This window comes from Azoarcus sp. PA01 (genome assembly GCA_001274695.2).
Taxonomy (GTDB): Bacteria; Pseudomonadota; Gammaproteobacteria; order Burkholderiales; family Rhodocyclaceae; genus Aromatoleum.
In genome coordinates this window covers 1109659-1130665 of the sequence record LARU01000004.1, presented here as the reverse complement: position 1 = coordinate 1130665, position 21007 = coordinate 1109659, and the positions used below count along the sequence as shown (strand labels likewise).

The following is a 21007-nucleotide window of genomic DNA, read 5'->3' as shown; positions in this document are numbered from 1 at the left end:
GGCGGAGTCCGGGCGCGGCGATCTCATGCAGGCGTCGACGCGCACGCGGCGGGGAAGTTCGGCGATGAAGGAGAGGGTTTCGCTCGCCCGTGCCGGCGCGAAATTTCGCCAGGTGCCTCGCGCGAGACAGCCGCGCACGGCCTGTTGTACCTTCGGAGTTCACCGCTGTCGGAGCCCCGCGATGCATCTCGTCCAGATCCTGATCCCCGTCACCGACAACGACGGCCGGCGCTTCGAGCGGCGCACGTTCGAGGGCGTGCGGCGCGAGCTGATCGCGCGCTTCGGCGGGCTCACCGCATTCGTGCAGGCGCCCGCGCTCGGGCTATGGAAGGATGCGCAAAGCGGCACGACGGCGAAGGACGACATGATCCTCGTCGAAGTGATGGTCGAGGCGTTCGACCGCGACTGGTGGGCGGCCTACCGCGCGGAACTCGAGTGCACGTTCCGTCAGGACGAGATCGTCGTGCGCGCGATCGTCTGCGAGCGGATCTGACGCAAAGTCAAAGGAGAGAGCGATGAAAGGAAGATGCAGCGCGGTTTCCGGCCCCGGCATTGCCGCCGCGACGCTGATGATCGGCGGACGCCTATGCAGGCGTCGGCGTGCAGATCATCGCCGCGCGTGCGGGGGGCGACCTGCGGGCGTACCGGGATCTGCGCGGCCCGGCTGCGCGCCGCACGACCAGTGAAGTGATGGCCGACCTGCTCGACGAAGCCGAAGCGCGCTTTCGCGCGCTGCAAAGCTATCGCGCGACGCTGCACTCGATCGGACCCGACGGCGACCGGCAGGTGATGCAGTACTTCTATCGCAAACCGGGCTGGGTGCGGATCGACTGCATCGAGCCGCATCGGGGCGCGGTGCTGATCTACGACCCCGGCGCGCGGAAAGTGCGGGTGTGGACGTTCGGCCTCGGCTTCGTGTGGGGCTTCGGATTCGCGCCCGCGCTGAGCCTCGCACCCGACAATCCGCTGGTCCGCAGCCCACGCGGGCACACGGTCGATCGCTCCGACGTCGGCGCGCTTTTCGAGAATCTGCAGGCACTGCGCACCAACGGAAGCTTGACGCCGCTCGGCGCGGGAACGATCGCCGGCGAGTCCGCGATCGGTTTCGAGGTCGCCGGCGCCGGCGGCGTCACCGTCGGCGGCGTGCATCGCAACCGGGTATGGCTCGCACAGGACACGCTGTTTCCGCGACGAGTCGAAAGTTTCGACGAGGCGGACGATCCCGTCGAAACCGTCGATCTCGTCGACGTCGACCTCGACGTCGGTTTCCCTGAACGGTTCTTTGCGCCGTGAGAGCCGATCCGCGACGCCCGCACGCGACATGACCGTCCGATACGATGTGACCACGCTATGGCGATTCGACGCGCCGATCGATGCAGTGTGGGACGCGATCGTCGACGCCGAGAACTGGCCCGTCTGGTGGCCGGGCATCGAGGGGGTTGTCACGCTCGCGTCCGGCGACGCGAGCGGAGTCGGCGCGCGGCGCCGCTGCACCTGCCGCAGCATGCTGCCGTTTCGCCTGACGATCGTCACCCGCGTCACGCGGATCGAACCCTTTCGTCTGATCGAAGGCCGAGTCGACGGCGACCTTGAAGGCGTCGGCCGCTGCCATCTCGGTCGCGACGCGCCTTTCACCACGGTGCGTTACGAGTGGCAGGTGCACACCGTGCGCCGCTGGATGAATCGGCTCGGCCTGCTGGCGAAACCGCTCTTCCGTTGGAACCACGTCGCGATGATGCACGCCGGCGGCGTCGGCCTCGCGCGTCACCTCGGCAGCCGCGCCGTCCCGCAGGCCGGCGGCTCCGCGTGACCCCGACGACTGCGGAAGGCGGTCGGCGTGTCGCCGGTCCATTGCCGGAATGCGCGCGAAAAGCTCTTCTCGTTGCGAAAACCGGTCGCGAGCGCGATCTGCTTGATCGAGCGGTTCGTGCGGTTCAGCAGGTCGACGGCGTGCTCGCGGCGGGCTTCGTCCTTCAACTGCTGCACCGACGCGCCTTCCTCTTCCAACTGGCGGTGCAGCGTGCGCGGCGACAGGTGCAGCCGTTCGGCGAGCGTCTCCGCGGTCGCGCCTTCGTCGAGGCGTTCGCGCAGCAGATGGCGCACGCGCTGCACGAGCAGGCGGTCGCGGCGGTACTGCAGCACCGTCAGCGGCAACGCGCGGCGCAGCATCTGCTGCAGCGCCGCCTCGTCGCGCCGCAGCGGCAGGCGCAGGTACTGCGCGTCGAAGCTGATCCCGGCCTGCTCGGCGTCGAATTGGACCGGGCCCTGGAACAGCAGCGGATAGACCGAACGGTGCGGCGGCGGCGGAAACGGGAAGCGCGCGCCGAGCAGCGGGATGCGCGAGTCGACGACCCAGCACGCGTAGCCGAGCAGGTAGCGCAGGATCGTCACGAGGCAGAACTCGTGCATCTCGCCGAGGTAGCGGCGTACGTCGATCCGCACGTGCGCGACGTCGCGCTGCGCGCCGAGGTGCAGCAGGAGGTCGTCGGTGAGCAGCCGATGGTGGCGGCACCAGCGCTTGATCGCGATGCCGAGGTCGGGTGACGTGATCGACGCGCGACACAGCATCCCGTACGAGCCCCACGGCAGCCGGCGCGAAAACCACCCGAGCGCTTCGTCGTCGAGCTCCTGCATTGCGATCGCCGAGATCAGCTCCATCTGCGCGGCCGTCACCCGCGCGTCGGAGTTGTCGAGCGCCGCCGGTGCAATCTGTGCCTGCCGCAGCGCATTGGCGGGATTGATGCCGTAGCGGCGGTATGCCGCGACGATCGCGCGAATGAACGCAATCGGTGTAGCCGCCGGGCCGTGCGTGGGATCGGGAATCGGAGGAAGGGTCGCAGCCATGCGGCGATATTAGGGGGTGTGGCAGGATTTGCAACCACCTTGGCGCCTGCTGCCTCGTCGCGCGGCCTACTCTTACGGGCTACGACGTTTCGCCGCGAGCCGTCCATACTGATTCGCGCGACGTCCCGAAACAACGCCATCGACAAGGAACGAGGAGACCCCCATGAACATTCCGAGCCTCAACTTCAACCTCGGCGAAACGATCGAGATGCTGCGCGACACCGTCCAGGCTTTCGCCGCAGACCAGATCGCGCCGCGCGCGGCCGAGATCGACCGGGTGAATGAATTCCCGGCCGATCTGTGGAAGAAGCTCGGCGAGCTCGGCCTGCACGGCATGACCGTCGAGGAGGAATACGGCGGCACGAACATGGGTTACCTCGCGCACATCATCGCGCTCGAGGAAGTCTCGCGCGCGTCGGCGTCGGTCGGCCTGTCGTACGGCGCACACTCGAACCTGTGCGTGAACCAGATCCGCCGCAACGGCAACGCCGCGCAGAAGAAGAGATACCTGCCGAAGCTGATTTCCGGCGAGCACGTCGGCGCGCTGGCGATGAGCGAACCGAACGCCGGGTCGGACGTCGTGTCGATGAAGCTGCGCGCCGACAGGAAAGGCGACCGCTTTGTCCTCAACGGCGCGAAGATGTGGATCACGAACGGCGGCGACGCCGACACGCTCGTCGTCTATGCGAAGACCGACCTCGACGCGGGGCCGAAGGGAGTCACTGCGTTCATCGTCGAGAAAGGCATGAAAGGCTTCACGCACGGCACGCACCTCGACAAGCTCGGCATGCGCGGCTCGAATACTTTCCCGCTGTTCTTCGACGACGTCGAAGTGCCGGAAGAGAACGTGCTCGGCCAGGTCGGCGGCGGCGTGAAGGTGCTGATGAGCGGCCTCGACTACGAGCGCGCGGTGCTGTGCGGCGGGCCGCTCGGCATCATGGCCGCGTGCATGGACGCGGTCGTCCCGTACCTGCACGACCGCAAGCAGTTCAATCAGCCGATCGGCGAATTCCAGCTGATGCAGGGCAAGCTCGCCGACATGTACTCGACGTGGATGGCGACGCGCGCGTACGTCTATGCGGTCGGCCAGGCCTGCGACCGCACCGACCACTCGCGCACGCTCAGGAAGGATGCGGCCGGCGCGATCCTGTATTCGGCCGAGAAGGCGACGTGGATGGCCGGTGAGGCGATCCAGGCCCTCGGCGGCGTCGGCTACACGAACGAGTACCCGGTCGGCCGCCTGTGGCGCGACGCGAAGCTGTACGAAATCGGCGCCGGCACGAGCGAGATCCGCCGCATGCTGATCGGGCGCGAACTGTTCGCGGAGACGCTGTGATGAGCGTCATCAAGTCGAACATCAACCCCCGCAGCGACGAGTTCCGGGCGAACGCCGCGGCGCTCAAAAGGCTCGTCGCGGACTTGCGCGAAAAAGCCGCCGAAGTCGCGCTCGGCGGCGGCCCGGCGCCATGCGACAAGCACACTGCGCGCGGCAAGCTGCTGCCGCGCGACCGCGTCAACCATCTGCTCGACCCCGGCACGTCGTTCCTCGAGATCGGCCAGCTCGCCGCATACGGCATGTACGACGGGGACGCCCCGTCGGCCGGCGTGATCGCCGGCATCGGTCGCGTCAAAGGGCTCGAATGCATGATCGTCGCGAACGACGCGACGGTGAAAGGCGGCAGCTACTTCCCGATGACGGTGAAGAAGCACCTGCGCGCGCAGGAGATCGCGCAGATGAACAATCTGCCGTGCATCTATCTCGTCGACTCGGGTGGGGCGAACCTGCCGACGCAGGACGAAGTGTTCCCGGACCGCGAGCACTTCGGCCGCATCTTCTACAACCAGGCGAACATGTCCGCGCTCGGCATCCCGCAGATCGCAGTCGTGATGGGCTCGTGCACCGCGGGCGGCGCGTACATGCCGGCGATGAGCGACGAGACAGTCATCGTCAAGAACCAGGGCACGATCTTCCTCGGCGGGCCGCCGCTCGTGAAAGCGGCGACCGGCGAAGTCGTCAGCGCCGAGGATCTCGGCGGCGGCGACGTGCATACGCGGATTTCCGGCGTCGCGGACCACCTCGCCGAGAACGACGCGCATGCGCTCTACATCGCACGGCGCATCGTCGCGAACCTGAACCGCGTCAAAGAAGTCGGCATGAACCTCGGCGGCGGCGACGAGCCGCTGTACGACCCCGAGGAGATCTACGGCATCATCCCGAGCGACACGCGCAAACCCTACGACGTGCGCGAAGTGATCGCACGCATCGTCGACGGCTCGCGCTTCGACGAATTCAAGTCGCGCTACGGCACGACGCTCGTGACCGGCTTCGCGCAGCTCTACGGCTATCCGGTCGGCATCGTCGCGAACAACGGCATCCTGTTCGGCGAATCGGCGCAGAAAGGCGCGCATTTCGTCGAGCTGTGCGCGCAGCGCGGCATCCCGCTGATCTTCCTGCAGAACATCACCGGCTTCATGGTCGGGCGCAAGTACGAGAACGCCGGCATCGCGAAGGATGGCGCGAAGATGGTCACCGCGGTCGCGACCGCGCAGGTGCCCAAGCTGACGATGATCATCGGCGGCAGCTTCGGCGCCGGCAACTACGGCATGTGCGGCCGCGCGTACAGTCCGCGCTTCCTGTGGATGTGGCCGAACAGCCGTATCTCGGTGATGGGCGGCGAACAGGCGGCGAGCGTGCTCGCGACCGTGCGCCGCGACGGCATCGAAGCGAAAGGCGGCACGTGGAGCAAGGAAGACGAGGAAGCTTTTCGGGCGCCGATCCGCGAGCAGTACGAAGTCCAGGGCCACCCGTACTACGCGACCGCGCGCCTGTGGGACGACGGCGTCATCGACCCGGCGCAGAGCCGGCGCGTGCTCGGGCTGAGTCTTTCGGCGACGCTGAACGCGCCGATCCCGCAGACGAAGTTCGGCCTGTTCCGGATGTAAGGGGAGGAGAAAAACAATGTTCGAAAAGATCCTCATCGCAAACCGCGGCGACCAGGCGCGCAGCGCCGCAGCGGCGAAGCCACTTTGCCTCGCATGCGAAGCATGCTCAGGCGATTTCATCGCGGAGCGCACCCATGTTTGAAAAGATCCTGATCGCGAACCGCGGGGAAATCGCCTGCCGCGTAATAAAAACAGCGCGTCGCATGGGCATCCGCACCGTCGCCGTCTATTCCGAAGCCGACGCGAACGCGCGCCACGTGCGCCTCGCCGACGAGGCGGTGCTGATCGGCCCGGCGCCGGCGAAGGAAAGCTATCTCGTCATCGACCGCATCATCGCCGCCGCGCAGCAGACCGGCGCGCAGGCGATCCATCCCGGCTACGGCTTCCTGTCCGAGAACGAGGACTTCTGCGATGCGTGCGAACGGGCCGGCATCGTCTTCATCGGCCCGCCGGTGTCGGCGATCCGCGCGATGGGCTCGAAGTCCGAAGCGAAGAAGCTGATGGAAGCGGCCGGCGTGCCGTTGACGCCCGGCTACCACGGCGACAACCAGGAGCCCGGCTTCCTGCACGAGCAGGCCGATCGCATCGGCTACCCGGTGCTGATCAAGGCCGCGGCCGGTGGCGGCGGCAAAGGCATGCGCCTCGTCGAGCGCTCCGACGACTTCGAAGCGGCGCTCGCATCGTGCAAGCGCGAAGCGGCATCCAGCTTCGGCGACGAGCACGTGCTCGTCGAGAAATACGTCACGCGCCCGCGCCACATCGAGATCCAGGTGTTCGGCGACACGCACGGCAACTGCGTGTATCTGTTCGAGCGCGACTGCTCGGTGCAGCGCCGCCACCAGAAAGTGCTCGAGGAAGCGCCCGCGCCCGGCATGACGCCGGAGCGGCGCGCGGCGATGGGACGCACGGCCGTCGAAGCCGCGAAAGCGGTCCGGTATGTGGGCGCCGGCACCGTCGAGTTCATCGCCCACCAGGACGGCTCGTTCTATTTCATGGAGATGAACACGCGGCTGCAGGTCGAGCATCCGGTCACCGAGATGATCACCGGGCTCGATCTCGTCGAGTGGCAGCTGCGCGTGGCAAGCGGTGAGCCGCTGCCGCTCGCGCAGGAGCAACTCGAGATCCGCGGGCACGCCCTGGAAGCGCGGATCTACGCCGAAGACCCGGCGAAAGGTTTTCTGCCCTCGACCGGCAAGCTGCTGCACCTCGCGCCACCCGCCGAAGGGCTGCACGTGCGCGTCGATACCGGCGTCGAGGAAGGCGACGAGATCAGCCCGTTCTACGACCCGATGATCGCGAAGCTGATCGTCTGGGACGACAGCCGCGAGCAGGCGTTGGCACGCATGCTGCAGGCGCTCGCCGACTATCGCGTCGTCGGCGTCGCGAACAACATCGAGTTCCTCTCAAGGCTGACCGCGTGCCCGGCGTTCGCCGGCGCCGATCTCGACACCGGGCTCATCGAGCGCGAGAAAGCGTATCTGTTCCCCGAGAGCGAGACGACGCCGGAAGAAGTCTGGCTCGTCGCCGCGCTCGGCGAACTGTTGCGCGAGGCGACGTGGGCCGAAGAGGCTGCGCGTCGCGGCGCCGATCCCGTTTCGCCGTGGCACGCCCGCGACGGCTGGCGGCTCAACGCGACGGCGAAGCGCGCACTGATCTACCGCGTCGGCGAGACGCAGAAGACCGTGCACGTCGCATATCGCGGCGACCGCTACACGCTGACCGTCGACGGCAGGTCGGCCGACGCGCGCGGCCGCGTCAACGAGCGTGGCCGGCTGCGCGTCGAGCTCGACGGCACGCGCATGGATGCAACCGTCATCACTGCGGGGCGGATGCGCCACGTGTTCCTGCACGGGCGCAGCTGGCAGCTCGCGAACGTCGACCCGCTGCATTTCTCCGGTGAAGGCGGCGGCGCCGAAGGCGGGTTGCTCGCGCCGATGCCGGGCAAAGTCATCGCGCTATTGGCGGAGCCGGGCGCGACAGTCGCGAAAGGCGCGCCGCTCCTGATCCTCGAAGCGATGAAGATGGAGCACACGATCAACGCGCCGGCCGCCGGCACGGTCAAGGCTTACCGTTACGCCGTCGGCGACCAGGTCGGCGACGGCGCGGAGCTCGTCGAATTCGAGCCCGCGAAAGGCTGATTGGAGGGGAGAGACACATGACGCAGTTGAGCTACGTTCACGGCGCATCCGCCAAACCGCTGATCGGCCAGACGATCGGCCGCTTCTTCGACGAGGCGTGCCAGCGCCACGCGCAGCGCGAGGCGCTCGTCGTGCGCCACCAGAATGTGCGGCTGACCTATGCCGAGCTGAAAATCAAGGTCGATGCGCTCGCGTGCGCGCTGCGGCGCCTCGGGCTCGCGACGGGGGATCGCGTCGGCATCTGGTCGCAGAACAATCTCGAATGGGCGCTGACGCAGTTCGCGACCGCGAAAGCCGGCCTCGTGCTCGTCAATATCAACCCGGCGTACCGGCGCAGCGAACTCGAATACGCGGTGAACAAGGTCGGCTGTCGCGCGCTGGTGCTGTCGCCGTCGTTCAAGGGCAGCGATTATCTCGGGATGCTCGCCGACCTCGCGCCGGAGCTTGCCGACTGCGAGCCGGGCGCGCTCGAAGCCGCGCGGCTGCCGTCGCTGAACTGGGTCATCCGCATGGGCGCGGAGAAGAGCGCCGGGATGCTGAACTTCGACGAGCTCCTCGCAGCGCCGTCGCGCGAAGAGCTCGTCGCACTCGCGGCGTGCGGCGAAACGCTGCAGTTCGATGACCCGATCAACATCCAGTTCACGTCCGGCACGACGGGCCAGCCGAAAGGCGCGACGCTGTCGCACCACAACATCCTCAACAACGGCTTCTTCGTCGCCGAAGCGATCCGCCTCGTCGAAGGCGACCGCCTGTGCATCCCGGTGCCGCTGTACCACTGCTTCGGCATGGTCATGGGCAACCTCGGCTGCGTGACGCACGGGGCGACGATGGTCTACCCGTGCGAAGCGTTCGAGCCGCTCGCGGTGCTCGAGACGCTCGCCGAGGAGCGCTGCACCGCCGCTTATGGCGTGCCGACGATGTTCATCGCGATGCTCGACCACCCGCGCTTTGCCGACTTCGACCTCACGCGCCTGCGGACCGGCATCATGGCCGGCAGCCCATGCCCGGTCGAAGTCATGAAGCGCGTCATCGACAGGATGAACATGCGCGAAGTGACGATCGCGTACGGCATGACCGAGACGTCGCCGGTGAGCTTCCAGAGCGGCACCGACGATCCCGTAGAGCGACGCGTATCGACGGTCGGCCGTGTCCAGCCGCACCTCGAAGTCAAGATCGTCGACAACAACGGACGCATCGTGCCGCGCGGCGTCGCCGGAGAACTATGCACGCGCGGCTACTCGGTGATGCTCGGCTACTGGAACGACGTCGATCGCACCCGCGACGCGATCGACGCGGCCGGCTGGATGCACACCGGGGACCTCGCGACGATCGACGACGAGGGCTACTGCAACATCGTCGGCCGCATCAAGGACATGGTGATCCGCGGCGGCGAGAACCTGTATCCGCGCGAGATCGAAGAGTTCCTGTATCGCCATCCGAAAATCCTCGACGTGCAGGTCGTCGGCGTGCCGGACGCGAAGTACGGCGAGGAGCTGTGCGCGTGGATCATCGTGCGCGACGGCGAAGAGCTTTCCGCCGACGACGTCAGAGCGTTCTGCCAGGGCCAGATCGCACATTACAAAGTGCCGCGCTACATCAAGTTCGTCGACGCGTTCCCGATGACGGTCACGGGCAAGATCCAGAAGTTCCAGATTCGCGAGCAGATGAAGCGCGAGCTCGGGCTCGACGAGGCGAAGACCGCCTGACGAAGAGAATGGGGGACGAGGATGAAGCTGCCGAAAACGGTGAAGATCGTCGAAGTCGGCCCGCGTGACGGCCTGCAGAACGAGAAGGCGGTCGTCGCGACGGACACCAAAGTCGAGCTGATCGCGCGCCTCGCCGACGCCGGCCTCCCGGCGATCGAGGCGACGTCGTTCGTGTCGCCGAAATGGGTGCCGCAGATGGCGGACAGCGCGGCCGTCATGGCGCGGATCGAGCGCCGGCCGGGCGTCGGCTACCCGGTGCTGACGCCGAACCTCAAAGGCTTCGAAGCGGCGCTCGCCGCTGGTGCCGGCGAGGTCGCGGTGTTCGGCGCGGCGTCCGAGTCTTTCAGCCAGAAGAACATCAACTGCTCGATCGCCGAATCGCTCGCGCGCTTCGAGCCGGTGATGGACGCGGCGAAGGCGGCCGGCGTGCGCGTGCGCGGTTACGTGTCGTGCGTGCTCGGCTGCCCGTACGAAGGGGAGGTCCGGCCGGAAGCGGTCGCGCTGGTCGCCGGCACGCTGTTCGAGATGGGCTGCTTTGAAGTGAGCCTCGGCGACACGATCGGCACCGGCACGCCGCTGAAGGCGCAGCGGATGATCGACGCGGTCGCGCGACGCGTGCCGGTCGCGCGGCTCGCCGGCCACTACCACGACACTTACGGCATGGCGATCGCGAACATCTACGCGTCGCTCGAACTGGGCGTCGCGGTGTTCGACGCTTCGGTCGCGGGCCTGGGCGGCTGCCCGTACGCGAAAGGCGCATCCGGCAACGTCGCGACCGAGGACGTCGTCTGGCTGCTGAACGGACTCGGCATCGAGAGCGGTGTTAATCTCGACCGGCTCGTCGCCGCCGGCGCGTGGATCAGCGGCGTGCTCGGGCGCGAGCCGGCGTCGCGCGTTTCGCGCGCGTTGCTCGCGGGGCGCATTTCGCGCCAATAACGCAGCGACGAATTACCGTTCGGGCTGAGCTTGTCGAAGCCCTGCCATCGCCCTTCGACAGGCTAAAGGCGAACGGTTGTACGTGAATGTCTGTTCGATAGGACCGCAAGCCGGCGACGCGCATCTGTCGCCCGAACCATGACTCAGGAGCCGCAAGATGACGATGACGTTGTACCACTGCGTGAACGCCCGTTCGTTCCGTCCGCTGTGGATGCTCGAAGAGCTTGGGCTGCCGTACGAGCTGAAGGTGCTGCCGTTTCCGCCGCGACGCGAGGGCGACCCCTATCTCGAAGTCAATCCCCTCGGCACGATCCCGGCGTTCTTCGACGGCGACACGCGCATGACCGAATCGGCGGCGATCTGCCAGTACCTCGCCGCGCGCCATTCGCCGCGCCAACTCGACGTTGCGACCGACGAGCGGGCGTTCGGCGCCTACCTGAACTTCCTGCATTTCGGCGAGGCGACGTTGACGTTCCCGCAGACGCTCATCCTGCGCTACAACCGTTTCGAGCCGCCGGAACGCCGGCTGCCGCAGGCGGCCGAAGACTACACCCGCTGGTTCCTGTCGCGGCTGCGCACGCTCGAGCCGCTGCTCGCACGTCAGGAATATCTGTGCGCCGGCCGCTTCACCGCGGCCGACGTGTCGGTCGGCTACGCGCTGCTGCTCGCCGACGACATCGGCCTCGGCGAGCGCTTCAAGCCGGCGACGCTCGCATACTGGCAGCGGCTGCAGGCGCGCGACGGATTTCGACGGGCGCTCGCGGCGCAACAGCGCGCCGCGGTCGAGCAGGGCGTCGCACCTCAACCGGTCGCCCAGGCGAGTGGTCCGTTCTGAACGAGGAGACAGAAAAGAGATGACCAACAACGAATCCGCCGCTCGGCCGCTGTGGACGCCGCGGCCCGAACAGATCGCGGCGACCGGCATCGCCGCCTTCACCGCACGCGCCCGCGCCGCGACCGGCCTGCCGCTCGCCGACTACGCCGCGCTCCATGCCTGGTCGATCCATTCGCCGGTCGCGTTCTGGCGCGAAGTGTGGGACTTCGGCGGCGTCATCGGCGAGCAGGGCGAGCGCGGCCTGATCGACGCCGAACGGATGCCCGGCGCGACCTGGTTTCCCGATGCGCGGCTGAACTTCGCCGAGAACCTGCTGCGCGAATCCCCGAACCCGCAGGCGCTCGTGTTCCGCGGCGAGGACCGGCTCGAGCGGCGCATGACGCGCGCCGAACTGCGCATCGAGGTCGCCCGCTTCGCCGCCGCGCTGCGCGCGCTCGGCATCAAGGAGGGCGACCGCGTCGCCGCGTTCATGCCGAACATGCCCGAGACGATCGTCGCGATGCTCGCGGCGTCCTCGATCGGCGCGGTGTTCACGAGCGCGTCGCCGGACTTCGGCGGGCAGGGCGTGCTCGACCGCTTCGGCCAGACCGAGCCGAAGCTGATGATCGCGTGCGACGGCTACTGGTATGGCGGCAAGGCGATTGACGTGCGCCCGAAACTCGCCGAGCTGGCCGCGCAGCTGCCGAGCGTCAAACGCGTCGTCGTCGTGCCGTATCTCGCCGCCGGCGCCGCGCTCGATCTTTCGCGCGTGCCCGGCGCGGTGTCGTATGACGACTTCGTCGCGCCGCACCGCGCGGCGACCGAACCGCAGTACGTCCGCCTGCCGTTCAACCATCCGCTGTACGTGATGTATTCGTCCGGCACGACCGGCGTGCCCAAATGCATCGTCCACGGCGCCGGCGGGACCTTGCTGCAGCACCTGAAGGAACACAGACTGCATACCGACGTGCGCGAAGGCGACCGGCTCTTTTACTTCACGACCTGCGGCTGGATGATGTGGAACTGGCTCGTGTCGGGCCTGGCCGCCGGCGCGACGCTGATGCTGTACGACGGCAACCCGTTCGTCAACGAGGGCCGCATCCTGTGGGATTACGCGCAGGCCGAGCGCTTCACGCATTTCGGCACGTCGGCGAAATACATCGAGACGCTCGCGAAAGGCGACGTGCGCCCGGCGCAGTCGCACGACCTGTCGGCGCTGCGCGCGATGCTGTCGACCGGCAGTCCGCTCGCGCCGCAAAGCTTCGACTTCGTCTATGAATCGATCAAGCATGACGTGCAACTCGCGTCGATCTCCGGCGGCACGGACATCATCTCGTGCTTCGTGCTCGGCAACCCGACGCTGCCGGTATGGCGCGGCGAGATCCAGTGCATCGGCCTCGGCCTCGCGGTCGAGGTGTGGGACGACGACGGCCGCCCCGTCGTCGGCGAGAAAGGCGAGCTCGTCTGCCGCAAGCCGTTCCCGAGCATGCCACTCGGCTTCTGGAACGACCCCGACGGCGCGAAGTACCGCGCCGCGTACTTCGAACGTTTTCCGGGCGTGTGGTGTCACGGCGACTTCTGCGAAATCACCGCGCACGGTGGCCTGGTCATCCACGGTCGCTCGGATGCGACGCTGAATCCGGGCGGCGTGCGCATCGGCACTGCCGAGATTTACCGCCAGGTCGAGAAGCTGCCCGAGGTGCTCGAATCGATCGTCATCGGCCAGGACTGGCCGCCTGAAGCGCCGACCGACGTGCGCGTCGTGCTGTTCGTGCGGCTCGCCGCAGGTGTCGTGCTCGACGACGCGCTCGTCGCGCGCATCCGCCAGGCGATCCGCGACAACGCGACGCCTCGCCACGTGCCGGCGAAGATCGTCCAGGTCGCCGACATCCCGCGCACGAAAAGCGGCAAGCTCGTCGAGCTCGCGGTGCGCAACGTCGTGCATCGGCAGCCGGTGAAGAACATCGAGGCGCTCGCGAACCCCGACGCGCTGGCACTGTTCGCGAATCGCCCCGAACTGGGAGCGTGAGGGGCCGCGGAGAAGGCGGAAGGCTGCGCCTGCGCCGAAGCTTCGTTTGCCGCCCTTGTTGATCCGGCAGCCCGATACCGTTCGGGCTGAACCTTTCGGCGGTGTTCAGGACCGGCCGGTCGAAGCTCCGTGGCCGTCCTTCGACAAGCTCGGGGCGAACGGGGAGGTATTCGATCGGTTCGTCACGGCCGGCGCCAGGCGGGTTCGCCGAGGATGTGGGTCGCCACGACGGCGCGGTCATCGCCGAGCAGCATCAGCGCGAACAGCCGCTCGGCGAGCGTCGTCGCGACGGCCGTGCGCCGGGCGAGCAACGGCGTCGCGGCCGGGTCGAGCACGACCAGGTCGGCTTCGCATCCGGTATCGAAGCTGCCGATGCGGTCGTCGAGATACAGGCTGCGCGCGCCGCCACGGGTCGCGAGGTAGAAGCCGCGCTCGACCGGCAGCCGCTGTCCGCGGAGTTGCTGCACCTTGTAGGCTTCGTTGAGCGTCTGCAGCATCGAGAAGCTGGTCCCGCCGCCAACGTCGGTGCCGAGTCCGACCCGCACGCCCGCAGCCTGCGCGCGGTCGAGATCGAACAGGCCAGAGCCGAGGAACAGGTTCGAAGTCGGGCAGAAGCTGATCGCCGCGCCCGTCGCCGCCATGCGGGCGCGATCGGTGTCGTCGATCCACACGCAGTGCGCGAACACGCTGCGCGCGCCGAGCTGGCCGTGCCGTTCATAGACATCGAGGTAGCTTCGCGCTTCGGGGTAGAGCTTCGCGACCCACGCCACTTCGTGCTCGTTCTCGGCGAGGTGGGACTGCAGATAGATGCCGGGATGGTCGGCGAAAAGCCGCCCGGCGAGCGCCATCTGCGCCGGCGTCGAAGTCGGGGCGAAGCGCGGCGTCACCGCGTACAACAGGCGGTCGCGGCCGTGCCAGCGCTCGATCAGCGCTTTCGATTCCGCAGCGCCGCGGTCCGCGGCGTCGCGCAGGAAGTCCGGGCAGTTGCGGTCCATCAGCACTTTGCCGGCGATCATCCGCATGTGCCGTTTGCGCGCCGCGGCGAACAGCGCGTTGACGGACGCCGGATGCACCGTCGCAAACGCCATCGCGGTCGTCGTGCCGTTGCGCAACAGTTCGTCGCAGAAGAACTCCGCGACCGCTGCCGCGTGCGCCGGATCGGCGAAACGGCGTTCGGTCGGGTAAGTGTATTTCTCGAGCCACGCGAGCACCTGTTCGCCGTAGCTGGCGACGATGTCGGTCTGCGCGTAATGGATGTGCGTGTCAATGAAGCCGGGCAGGACCAGCTTGCCGCGGTAGTCGTCGATCGTCGTGCCGGCCGGCAGCCGCGGCAGCAGCTCGGCGGCGGGGCCGAGTTCGGCGACGAGGCCGTCGCGCACGATCAGCAAGCCGTCCGCAAAGTGCGCCAGCGCGTCGGCGCCGAGGTCCGCCGGGTCGCCGAGAAAGTGCACGATCTCGCCGCGGATCGCCCGCAAGCCGCTCATTGCCCGCCTCCGTCAGCGCGGTCCGACAGGCAAGAACGCGCCGCCTCGAGGAAGCCGGCGGGGAGATGCTGGAAAGGTGCGCTCACTGTCAGGGAACGTGCAGCCGGCTCTGGTGCGGCAGGTGGCGGGCGAGGAAATCCATCTGGTCGGCGAGAATGTTGCGGTTGCACAGGATCAGGTATTCGGCCTTGTTCGGCACGTACGGCGCGTACAACAACGGCATCCGCGCCTGTTCCGGGGTGCGCCCGCTCTTGCGCTGGTTGCAGGGCCGGCACGAGGTCACGACGTTCATCCACACGTCGCGCCCGCCCTGCGAAACCGGGACGATGTGCTCGCGCGTCAGGATGTGGCCGGAGTAACGGTCGCCGCAATAGGCGCAGATGTGCCGGTCGCGGTGAAACAGTTCGCGGTTGTTCAGCGGCGGAACCCGGCTGTGGCTTTCCGGACGGAAGTTGCGCCCCTTGATCGCGATGATGCTGTTCGCGGTGATTTCGGAACGCAGCCCGGTGGCGCGACAGATTCCCCCGACGAAACGGAACTGCCGGTTTCCGACGACCCACGCGACCATGTCGAGGGCATAGTAGTGGCACGCCGCCTGCCAGCTGATCCAGCGGTGCGGCAGGCCGCGGCTGTCGAGCGTGAGGATCCAGGGGTGCTGTACGACAGCAGGCCCCGCGCGCGACCGGGCCGGTCGTCGTTCGGATTCGATTACTTTGTCATGAGCCGCTGTCGGCACGATACCTCCTGCGCTTCGATTCTGTCGGCGCGGGCGGCGCCGGCACGGTCCTGCCGGACCGGTGATGCGGACCGCCAACATCGGCCGGCCTCATTGTCATTCGATCGGGGGCGGCCGCAGTGGTTCAGGCAGGAGGGTCCGGCGGGGCAGCGCGAGATCGCTGGTGCGGAACCGGAAAGTGCCGCGACGCCGGTCGTCGAAATAATGCCGCAAGGTCAGCGCGATCGTCCGGAAGGCGATCTCGTCCCACGGGATTTCATGTTCCGCAAACAGTCCGACCTCGAGCGATTCCTCGCCCGGTGCGAAGTCGAGGTCGACCAGGCGCGCACGATAGACGATGTGGACCTGGCTGATGTGCGGGACGTTGATCAGCGTGAACATTTCGCCGACCTCGATGCGCGCGCAGGCTTCCTCGAGCGTCTCGCGCGCAGCGGCCTGCGCCGTCGTCTCGGCGTTTTCCATGAACCCGGCCGGCAGCGTCCAGAAGCCGTGCCGCGGTTCGATCGCCCGCCGGCACAGCAGGATGCGGTCTTCCCATTCCGGGATCGCGCCGACGACGATCTTCGGATTCACGTAATGAATGCTGCCGCAGGCCGCGCACATATGGCGCGGCAGCGAATCTCCGGGAGGAATGCGCAACTCGACGGTCGCGCCGCAGTTCGAGCAGAACTTCATGGCAGTCGCTGAAGGCTTGGGGTCGCTCGATTCTAGCCCGGAACGCCGGCGCCTCGACGGGGGGCGCAAAAGGACTTTTCCGCCTGCGCAAAACCCATTCGTCGGGCATGCGGGAGTGCAGGTCGCACAGAGGTGGCGTCAATACAACAGATTGCTCGTGAAGTGTGGAATCCTGCCGCTCCGCTCGGGGATCTTGCTTGCAATTGCTAACAATTGATTCTAATTTCGGCTACCCTATCCACGGTAACGGCCAAGCGATGAAACGCCAAGATTTCCAGTCCGAGATCCAGGAACTCAACCTCGCTTACATGATGCTCGCGCAACAGATGCTGCGCGCCGACCGGGAAACCGCGATGCTCCGCCTCGGCATCGGGCATGGCGTCGCCGAGCTCATCGAGGGATTGTCCACGGCCAGGCTGGTGAAGATGGCGAGCAGCCAGATGGTGCTGCCGGGTTTCCGCTTCGACGATGCGTTGCTCGCGGGCCTGATCGCCGGCAATGGCCGCGATGCGGCGACTTCGAGCCTGCATGCCGCGATCATCGCTGCCGGCAAGCCCGTGCAGGACCTGGCCGGATAACCCGGCCGCAGGAGAGCAGAGTGAAGAACAAGAGCATCATCGGCGAAGCCGAAGACATCCAGCGCGCAGCGGAGATGGTCCGTCTCGGCGCCCGCATGCAGATGCTGGAAGCCGAGACGAAGCTGAGCCGCGAGCGCCTTCTGAAGATCTACAAGGAAGTGCGCGGCATGTCGCCGCCGAAGGGGATGCTGCCGTTCTCGACCGACTGGTTCATGACCTGGCAGCCGAACATGCACGCGTCGCTGTTCATGGCCTTCTTCAGCTTCTTCCAGGACAAGATCGGCCTCGGCGGACTCGATCCGATCATCAAGGCCTACCACCTGTACCTCGATCACGTCGAGGCCGAAGCGATGGAGCCGGTGCTCAGCCTGACGCGCGCCTGGACGCTGGTGCGGTTCTTCGACGCCGACCTGCTGCAGCTCGCCCCCTGCACGAGCTGCAGCGGGCGCTTCGTCGCGCACGCTTATGATCCGACCCACGACTTCGTCTGCGGCCTGTGCAACATGCCTTCGCGCGCCGGAAAGACGAAGCGGGCCGCCAAGGCGGCGCTCGCCGAAACGAACTGAACACGGGATCGCCGTGCGTGAGGCCGCCGCGCCCGCAGGCGGCCTTTTCGTTTGTCGGAGCTCAAGTCCGGCGCGCCGGAGTCGTTACAGTGGCCAGTATTTCTGCGAAGCGCGGGGGCGCTTTCGTACATGAATCGACAGAGGTTTCGCGGTGTTTCTGATCGTTGGCTATGTGATCATCCTTCTCGCGTCGATCGGGACCTACTCGTTTCACGGCAGCCTCATGGCCCTGTGGGTGCCGCTCGAATACCTCGCGATCGTCGGCCTGATGATCGGCGGTTTCGTCGCCGGCAACGGCAGCAAGGCGCTGAAGGCGACGCTGGCGGCGCTGCCGGGGATCGTGAAGGGGTCGCCGTACAACAAGGCGATGTACATGGACCTGCTGGGTCTGTTGTACGAGGTGCTCGCGAAAGTGCGCAAGGAAGGGCTGATGTCGATCGAGAACGACGTCGACAATGCCGAATCGAGCCCGATCTTCACGAAGTATCCGAGCGTGATGGCGGACCGTCACGCGATCGAGTTCCTCACCGATTATCTGCGCATGATGGTCGGCGGAAACCTCAACGCATTCGAGCTCGAAAGCCTGATGGACAAGGAAATCGCCACCCACCACCAGGAAACGCACACGGCACCGCATGTCGTGGCGAAGGTCGGCGATGCACTCCCTGCGTTCGGTATCGTCGTCGCCGTGATGGGCGTGGTGAATGTCATGGGTTCGGTCGGACAGCCGCCGGCAGTGCTGGGCAAGATGATCGGCGGCGCGCTGGTCGGCACGTTCCTCGGCATCCTCATTTCCTACGGCTTCGTCCAGCCCATCGCGAGCCAGCTGGAACAGCGCGTCGAAGAGGGCGGGAAAGTCTTCGAGTGCATCAAGGTGGTGCTGCTGGCGAGCATGAACGGCTACGCGCCACAGGTGGCGATCGAGTTCGGGCGCAAGGTGCTGCATTCGACGGAGCGTCCGGGCTTCGCCGAGCTCGAGCAGGACATCAAGAACCGCAAGGGCTGACCGCTGCGATGACGTGCCTGCCGCGCCTCGCCTCTCGCCCGGCTTCTGCACGACGTGGAGGCGCCCGGCCGTGAGCGACGACACCCAGCAGCCGATCGTCGTCAAGCGCGTCACCAAGGTCGCGGCGGGCGCGCACGGCGGCGCATGGAAAATCGCGTACGCGGACTTCGTCACCGCGATGATGGCTTTCTTCCTGCTGATGTGGCTCCTCGGCTCGACCGCGCAGGGCGACCTCGAGGGGATCGCCGACCATTTCCAGAATCCGCTGAAAATCGCGATGCAGGGCGGCAGCGGATCGGGCGACAGCTCGAGCGTCATCAAGGGCGGCGGCGAAGACCTGTCCCGTTCGCTCGGCCAACGCAAGCGCGGCGACGTCAATGAGCGCCGCTCGATCAACCTCGATGCGGCGAAGGGGCGCGAGATCCAGCGGCTGGAAGGCGATAACGAAGGGGCGGAAGCGATGCGCGAGCGGGCGCGGCTGATCGACCTGAAAGGCCGCATCGAGGCAATCGTCGAGGCCGACCCGAAACTACGCAGCTTTCGCAACCAGATCCTGATGGACATCACGTCCGAAGGGCTGCGCATCCAGCTCGTCGACGAGCAGAACCGGCCGATGTTCGACACTGCGAGCGATGCGCTGCAGCCTTACACCCGTGACCTGTTGCGGGCGATCGGGCGGGCGCTCAATGACGTGCAGAACCGGCTCAGCCTGTCCGGCCATACCGACGCCGCGAAATACGCCGGCGGCGAGCGTGGTTTCTCGAACTGGGAGCTGTCGAGCAATCGAGCCAACGCGTCGCGCCGGGAACTGATCGCCGGCGGGCTGGAGCCGGGGAAGGTGATCCGGGTCGTCGGCCTTGCCGAGACGGTGCCGTTGAAGGAAGACGCTCTGTTCGATCCCGCCAACCGTCGCATCAGCATCGTCGTCATGAACCGGAAGACCGAAGAGGCGGTGCGGGCGCAGCGCGGTTCGCTCGACGTCGGCGCGACGACGCCGCCAGACGACGAGAAGCTGCGGCGCGATATCGGGGCGACCTCCGCGATGCCGGCCGGAGGTGCGCGTGCCGCCCTGCAACGCTGAGCCCATCGACGTCGGCATGCGTGATCGCGAATTCCTGTTCACGAAGACGGATTTCGACCGCATCCGGGGACTGATCCACCGCCACGCCGGCATCGCGCTGTCACCGGCAAAGCAGGACATGGTGTACAGCCGCCTCGCCCGGCGTCTGCGCGCGTGCGGCGACCGGACTTTCGCCGACTACCTTGTCCGGCTCGAGCGCGATCGCGCGGAGTGGGAGGTCTTCGTCAATTCGCTGACGACGAACCTCACGTCGTTTTTCCGCGAGCCCCACCATTTCGAGCTGCTTGCCCAGCGGCTGCAGCGCATCGCGGAAAAGCGCCCGATCAGGATCTGGTGCAACGCCGCTTCGACCGGCGAGGAGCCGTATTCGCTCGCGATCACCGCCTGCGAGACGTTCGACACGCTGACCCCTCCGGTGCAGGTCCTTGCGAGCGACATCGACACCAGCGTGCTCGTGCACGCGCAGCGCGGGCGGTATCGACAGGATCGCCTCGAACGACTGTCGGCGGAGCGGTTGCGGCGCTACTTCGTCCGGCCGGCCGACGGGCTGTCGGGGGAGCTGCAGGTGAGACCGGAGTTGCAGCGGCTGCTGAGCTTCCGCCGCATCAACCTGCTCGAACCGAACTGGCTCGTGCACGGGCCGCTCGACGCGATTTTTTGCCGCAACGTCATGATCTATTTCGACAAGCCGACGCAGTACGCGATCCTCAAGCGCTTCGTGCCTTTGCTGCGCAAGGATGGAGCGCTCTTCGCCGGCCACTCGGAGAGTTTCCTGCACGCCGTCGATCTCTTCCGCCCGATGGGCCGTACGGTCTATCGGTGCGTCGATGCAGGTCCCGCCTGAAGCCGGCGCGGCGCTGCGCGGTCCGGCGGCGCGCATCGTCTTCATCGGCGCCTCGACGGGAGGCACCGAAGCGATCAAGAAGATTCTCGTCGGGCTGCCCGAACATTCGCCGCCGATCCTGATCGTGCAGCACATGCCGGAAGCCTTCACCCCTTCATTCGCCCGCCGGCTCGACGGGCTGTGCGCGCCGACCGTGAAGGAGGCCGAGGACGGCGAGCCGGTGCTGGCAGGAAACGTGTACCTGTCGCCGGGCCATTCCCATCTCGCTATCCGGCGTGTCGCCGGCAGCTTCCAGTGCGTGCTGTCGCGCAGCGAAGCCGTCAATCGCCACCGCCCTTCGGTCGACGTGCTGTTCCGCTCGGCAGCGGCGGAAGTCGGCACCGCGGCGATCGGAGTGCTACTCACCGGGATGGGCAAGGATGGCGCGCAGGGCTTGCTGCAGATGCGCCGCGCCGGGGCGTGGACGATCGCGCAGGATCACGATTCGTGTGTCGTGTACGGCATGCCGCGGGAGGCAGCGAGCATTGGCGCGGCACGCGAAATCGTCCCGCTCGAGGCCATCGCGCTGCACGTCCTGCAGCGTGCCGGGCTGGTCGCGGGAGCTCGGCCGGGGTGAGCGCCCGCGCG

At 67.1% G+C, this 21007-nt stretch carries 21 protein-coding genes; 17 read left to right on the top strand and 4 right to left on the bottom strand.

The features are described 5' to 3' along the window. Positions 1 to 181: 181 nt before the first annotated feature. The 3 genes from PA01_17450 to PA01_17440 all read left to right on the top strand — a co-directional run bounded on the left by PA01_17450 (position 182) and on the right by PA01_17440 (position 1810). The gene (locus PA01_17450) at positions 182 to 493 is read left to right on the top strand and encodes a hypothetical protein (protein KON80186.1); all 312 of its coding nucleotides are present in this window, start codon (positions 182 to 184) and stop codon (positions 491 to 493) included. Between the two features lie 107 nt (positions 494 to 600). Further along, positions 601 to 1293 (top strand): hypothetical protein, encoded by a 693-nt coding sequence (locus PA01_17445; GenBank protein ID KON80422.2) that lies wholly within the window; start codon positions 601 to 603, stop codon positions 1291 to 1293. A gap of 28 nt (positions 1294 to 1321) precedes the next feature. Next, positions 1322 to 1810 carry an SRPBCC family protein gene (locus PA01_17440; protein KON80185.1) on the top strand — a complete coding sequence of 163 codons (489 nt, stop codon included), beginning with the start codon at positions 1322 to 1324 and terminating at the stop codon, positions 1808 to 1810. Here the strand turns inward: PA01_17440 and PA01_17435 are convergent. Further along, positions 1765 to 2844, bottom strand: a complete 1080-nt coding sequence (locus PA01_17435) for an AraC family transcriptional regulator (protein KON80184.1) — start codon at positions 2842 to 2844, stop codon at positions 1765 to 1767. The two genes, PA01_17440 and PA01_17435, sit on opposite strands and share 46 nt — an antisense overlap. A 163-nt stretch (positions 2845 to 3007) precedes the next feature. Between PA01_17435 and PA01_17430 the strand changes: the two genes are divergently transcribed. From PA01_17430 to PA01_17400, 8 genes are all read left to right on the top strand, one after another. Continuing rightward, complete coding sequence (locus PA01_17430) at positions 3008 to 4180, top strand: isovaleryl-CoA dehydrogenase (protein KON80183.1); 1173 nt, start codon at positions 3008 to 3010, stop codon at positions 4178 to 4180. Then, a complete protein-coding gene (locus PA01_17425) occupies positions 4180 to 5787 on the top strand; it encodes a methylcrotonoyl-CoA carboxylase (GenBank protein ID KON80182.1) in 1608 nt (535 codons plus the stop codon). Before PA01_17430 ends, PA01_17425 begins: the two co-directional genes overlap by 1 nt. 16 nt (positions 5788 to 5803) lie before the next feature. Next, positions 5804 to 5929: a hypothetical protein gene (locus tag PA01_19175; GenBank protein KAI5912364.1), complete on the top strand. Its 126-nt coding sequence runs from the start codon at positions 5804 to 5806 to the stop codon at positions 5927 to 5929. Next, positions 5922 to 7925, top strand: a complete 2004-nt coding sequence (locus PA01_17420) for an acetyl/propionyl/methylcrotonyl-CoA carboxylase subunit alpha (GenBank protein ID KON80181.1) — start codon at positions 5922 to 5924, stop codon at positions 7923 to 7925. Before PA01_19175 ends, PA01_17420 begins: the two co-directional genes overlap by 8 nt. Positions 7926 to 7942: 17 nt before the next feature. Beyond that, positions 7943 to 9631, top strand: coding sequence for an AMP-binding protein (locus PA01_17415; protein ID KON80180.1), 1689 nt, complete (start codon positions 7943 to 7945; stop codon positions 9629 to 9631). Between the two features lie 21 nt (positions 9632 to 9652). Further along, positions 9653 to 10567, top strand: coding sequence for a hydroxymethylglutaryl-CoA lyase (locus PA01_17410; GenBank protein ID KON80179.1), 915 nt, complete (start codon positions 9653 to 9655; stop codon positions 10565 to 10567). A gap of 157 nt (positions 10568 to 10724) precedes the next feature. Continuing rightward, the gene (locus PA01_17405; protein ID KON80178.1) at positions 10725 to 11402 is read left to right on the top strand and encodes a glutathione S-transferase family protein; all 678 of its coding nucleotides are present in this window, start codon (positions 10725 to 10727) and stop codon (positions 11400 to 11402) included. Positions 11403 to 11421: 19 nt separating this feature from the next. Further along, entirely contained in the window at positions 11422 to 13410 is a 1989-nt protein-coding gene (locus tag PA01_17400; GenBank protein KON80177.1) for an acetoacetate--CoA ligase, read from the top strand. A gap of 182 nt (positions 13411 to 13592) precedes the next feature. Here PA01_17400 and guaD read toward each other — a convergent pair whose 3' ends face one another. The 3 genes from guaD to PA01_17385 form a co-directional block, all read right to left on the bottom strand. Further along, entirely contained in the window at positions 13593 to 14894 is a 1302-nt protein-coding gene (gene guaD, locus PA01_17395; protein ID KON80176.1) for a guanine deaminase, read from the bottom strand. Between the two features lie 88 nt (positions 14895 to 14982). Further along, complete coding sequence (locus PA01_17390) at positions 14983 to 15630, bottom strand: HNH endonuclease (GenBank protein ID KON80421.2); 648 nt, start codon at positions 15628 to 15630, stop codon at positions 14983 to 14985. A 96-nt stretch (positions 15631 to 15726) separates the two neighbouring features. Beyond that, positions 15727 to 16305 (bottom strand): NUDIX hydrolase, encoded by a 579-nt coding sequence (locus PA01_17385; protein KON80175.1) that lies wholly within the window; start codon positions 16303 to 16305, stop codon positions 15727 to 15729. A 257-nt stretch (positions 16306 to 16562) separates the two neighbouring features. On the opposite strand from PA01_17385, the gene flhD reads away from it, so the two are divergent. The 6 genes from flhD to PA01_17355 all read left to right on the top strand — a co-directional run bounded on the left by flhD (position 16563) and on the right by PA01_17355 (position 20996). Continuing rightward, positions 16563 to 16883, top strand: coding sequence for a flagellar transcriptional regulator FlhD (flhD, locus tag PA01_17380; protein ID KON80174.1), 321 nt, complete (start codon positions 16563 to 16565; stop codon positions 16881 to 16883). 20 nt (positions 16884 to 16903) lie between these two features. Further along, on the top strand, positions 16904 to 17449 hold the full coding sequence (flhC, locus tag PA01_17375) for a flagellar transcriptional regulator FlhC (protein KON80173.1): 546 nt from the start codon (positions 16904 to 16906) through the stop codon (positions 17447 to 17449). 151 nt (positions 17450 to 17600) lie between these two features. Beyond that, positions 17601 to 18455: a flagellar motor stator protein MotA gene (gene motA, locus PA01_17370; protein KON80172.1), complete on the top strand. Its 855-nt coding sequence runs from the start codon at positions 17601 to 17603 to the stop codon at positions 18453 to 18455. Between the two features lie 70 nt (positions 18456 to 18525). Continuing rightward, on the top strand, positions 18526 to 19536 hold the full coding sequence (gene motB / locus PA01_17365) for a flagellar motor protein MotB (protein ID KON80171.1): 1011 nt from the start codon (positions 18526 to 18528) through the stop codon (positions 19534 to 19536). Positions 19537 to 19552: 16 nt separating this feature from the next. Further along, a complete protein-coding gene (locus tag PA01_17360) occupies positions 19553 to 20380 on the top strand; it encodes a chemotaxis protein CheR (GenBank protein KON80420.1) in 828 nt (275 codons plus the stop codon). Further along, positions 20364 to 20996: a chemotaxis protein CheB gene (locus tag PA01_17355; GenBank protein ID KON80170.1), complete on the top strand. Its 633-nt coding sequence runs from the start codon at positions 20364 to 20366 to the stop codon at positions 20994 to 20996. The genes PA01_17360 and PA01_17355 overlap by 17 nt, the downstream gene beginning before the upstream one ends. Positions 20997 to 21007: the final 11 nt, after the last annotated feature.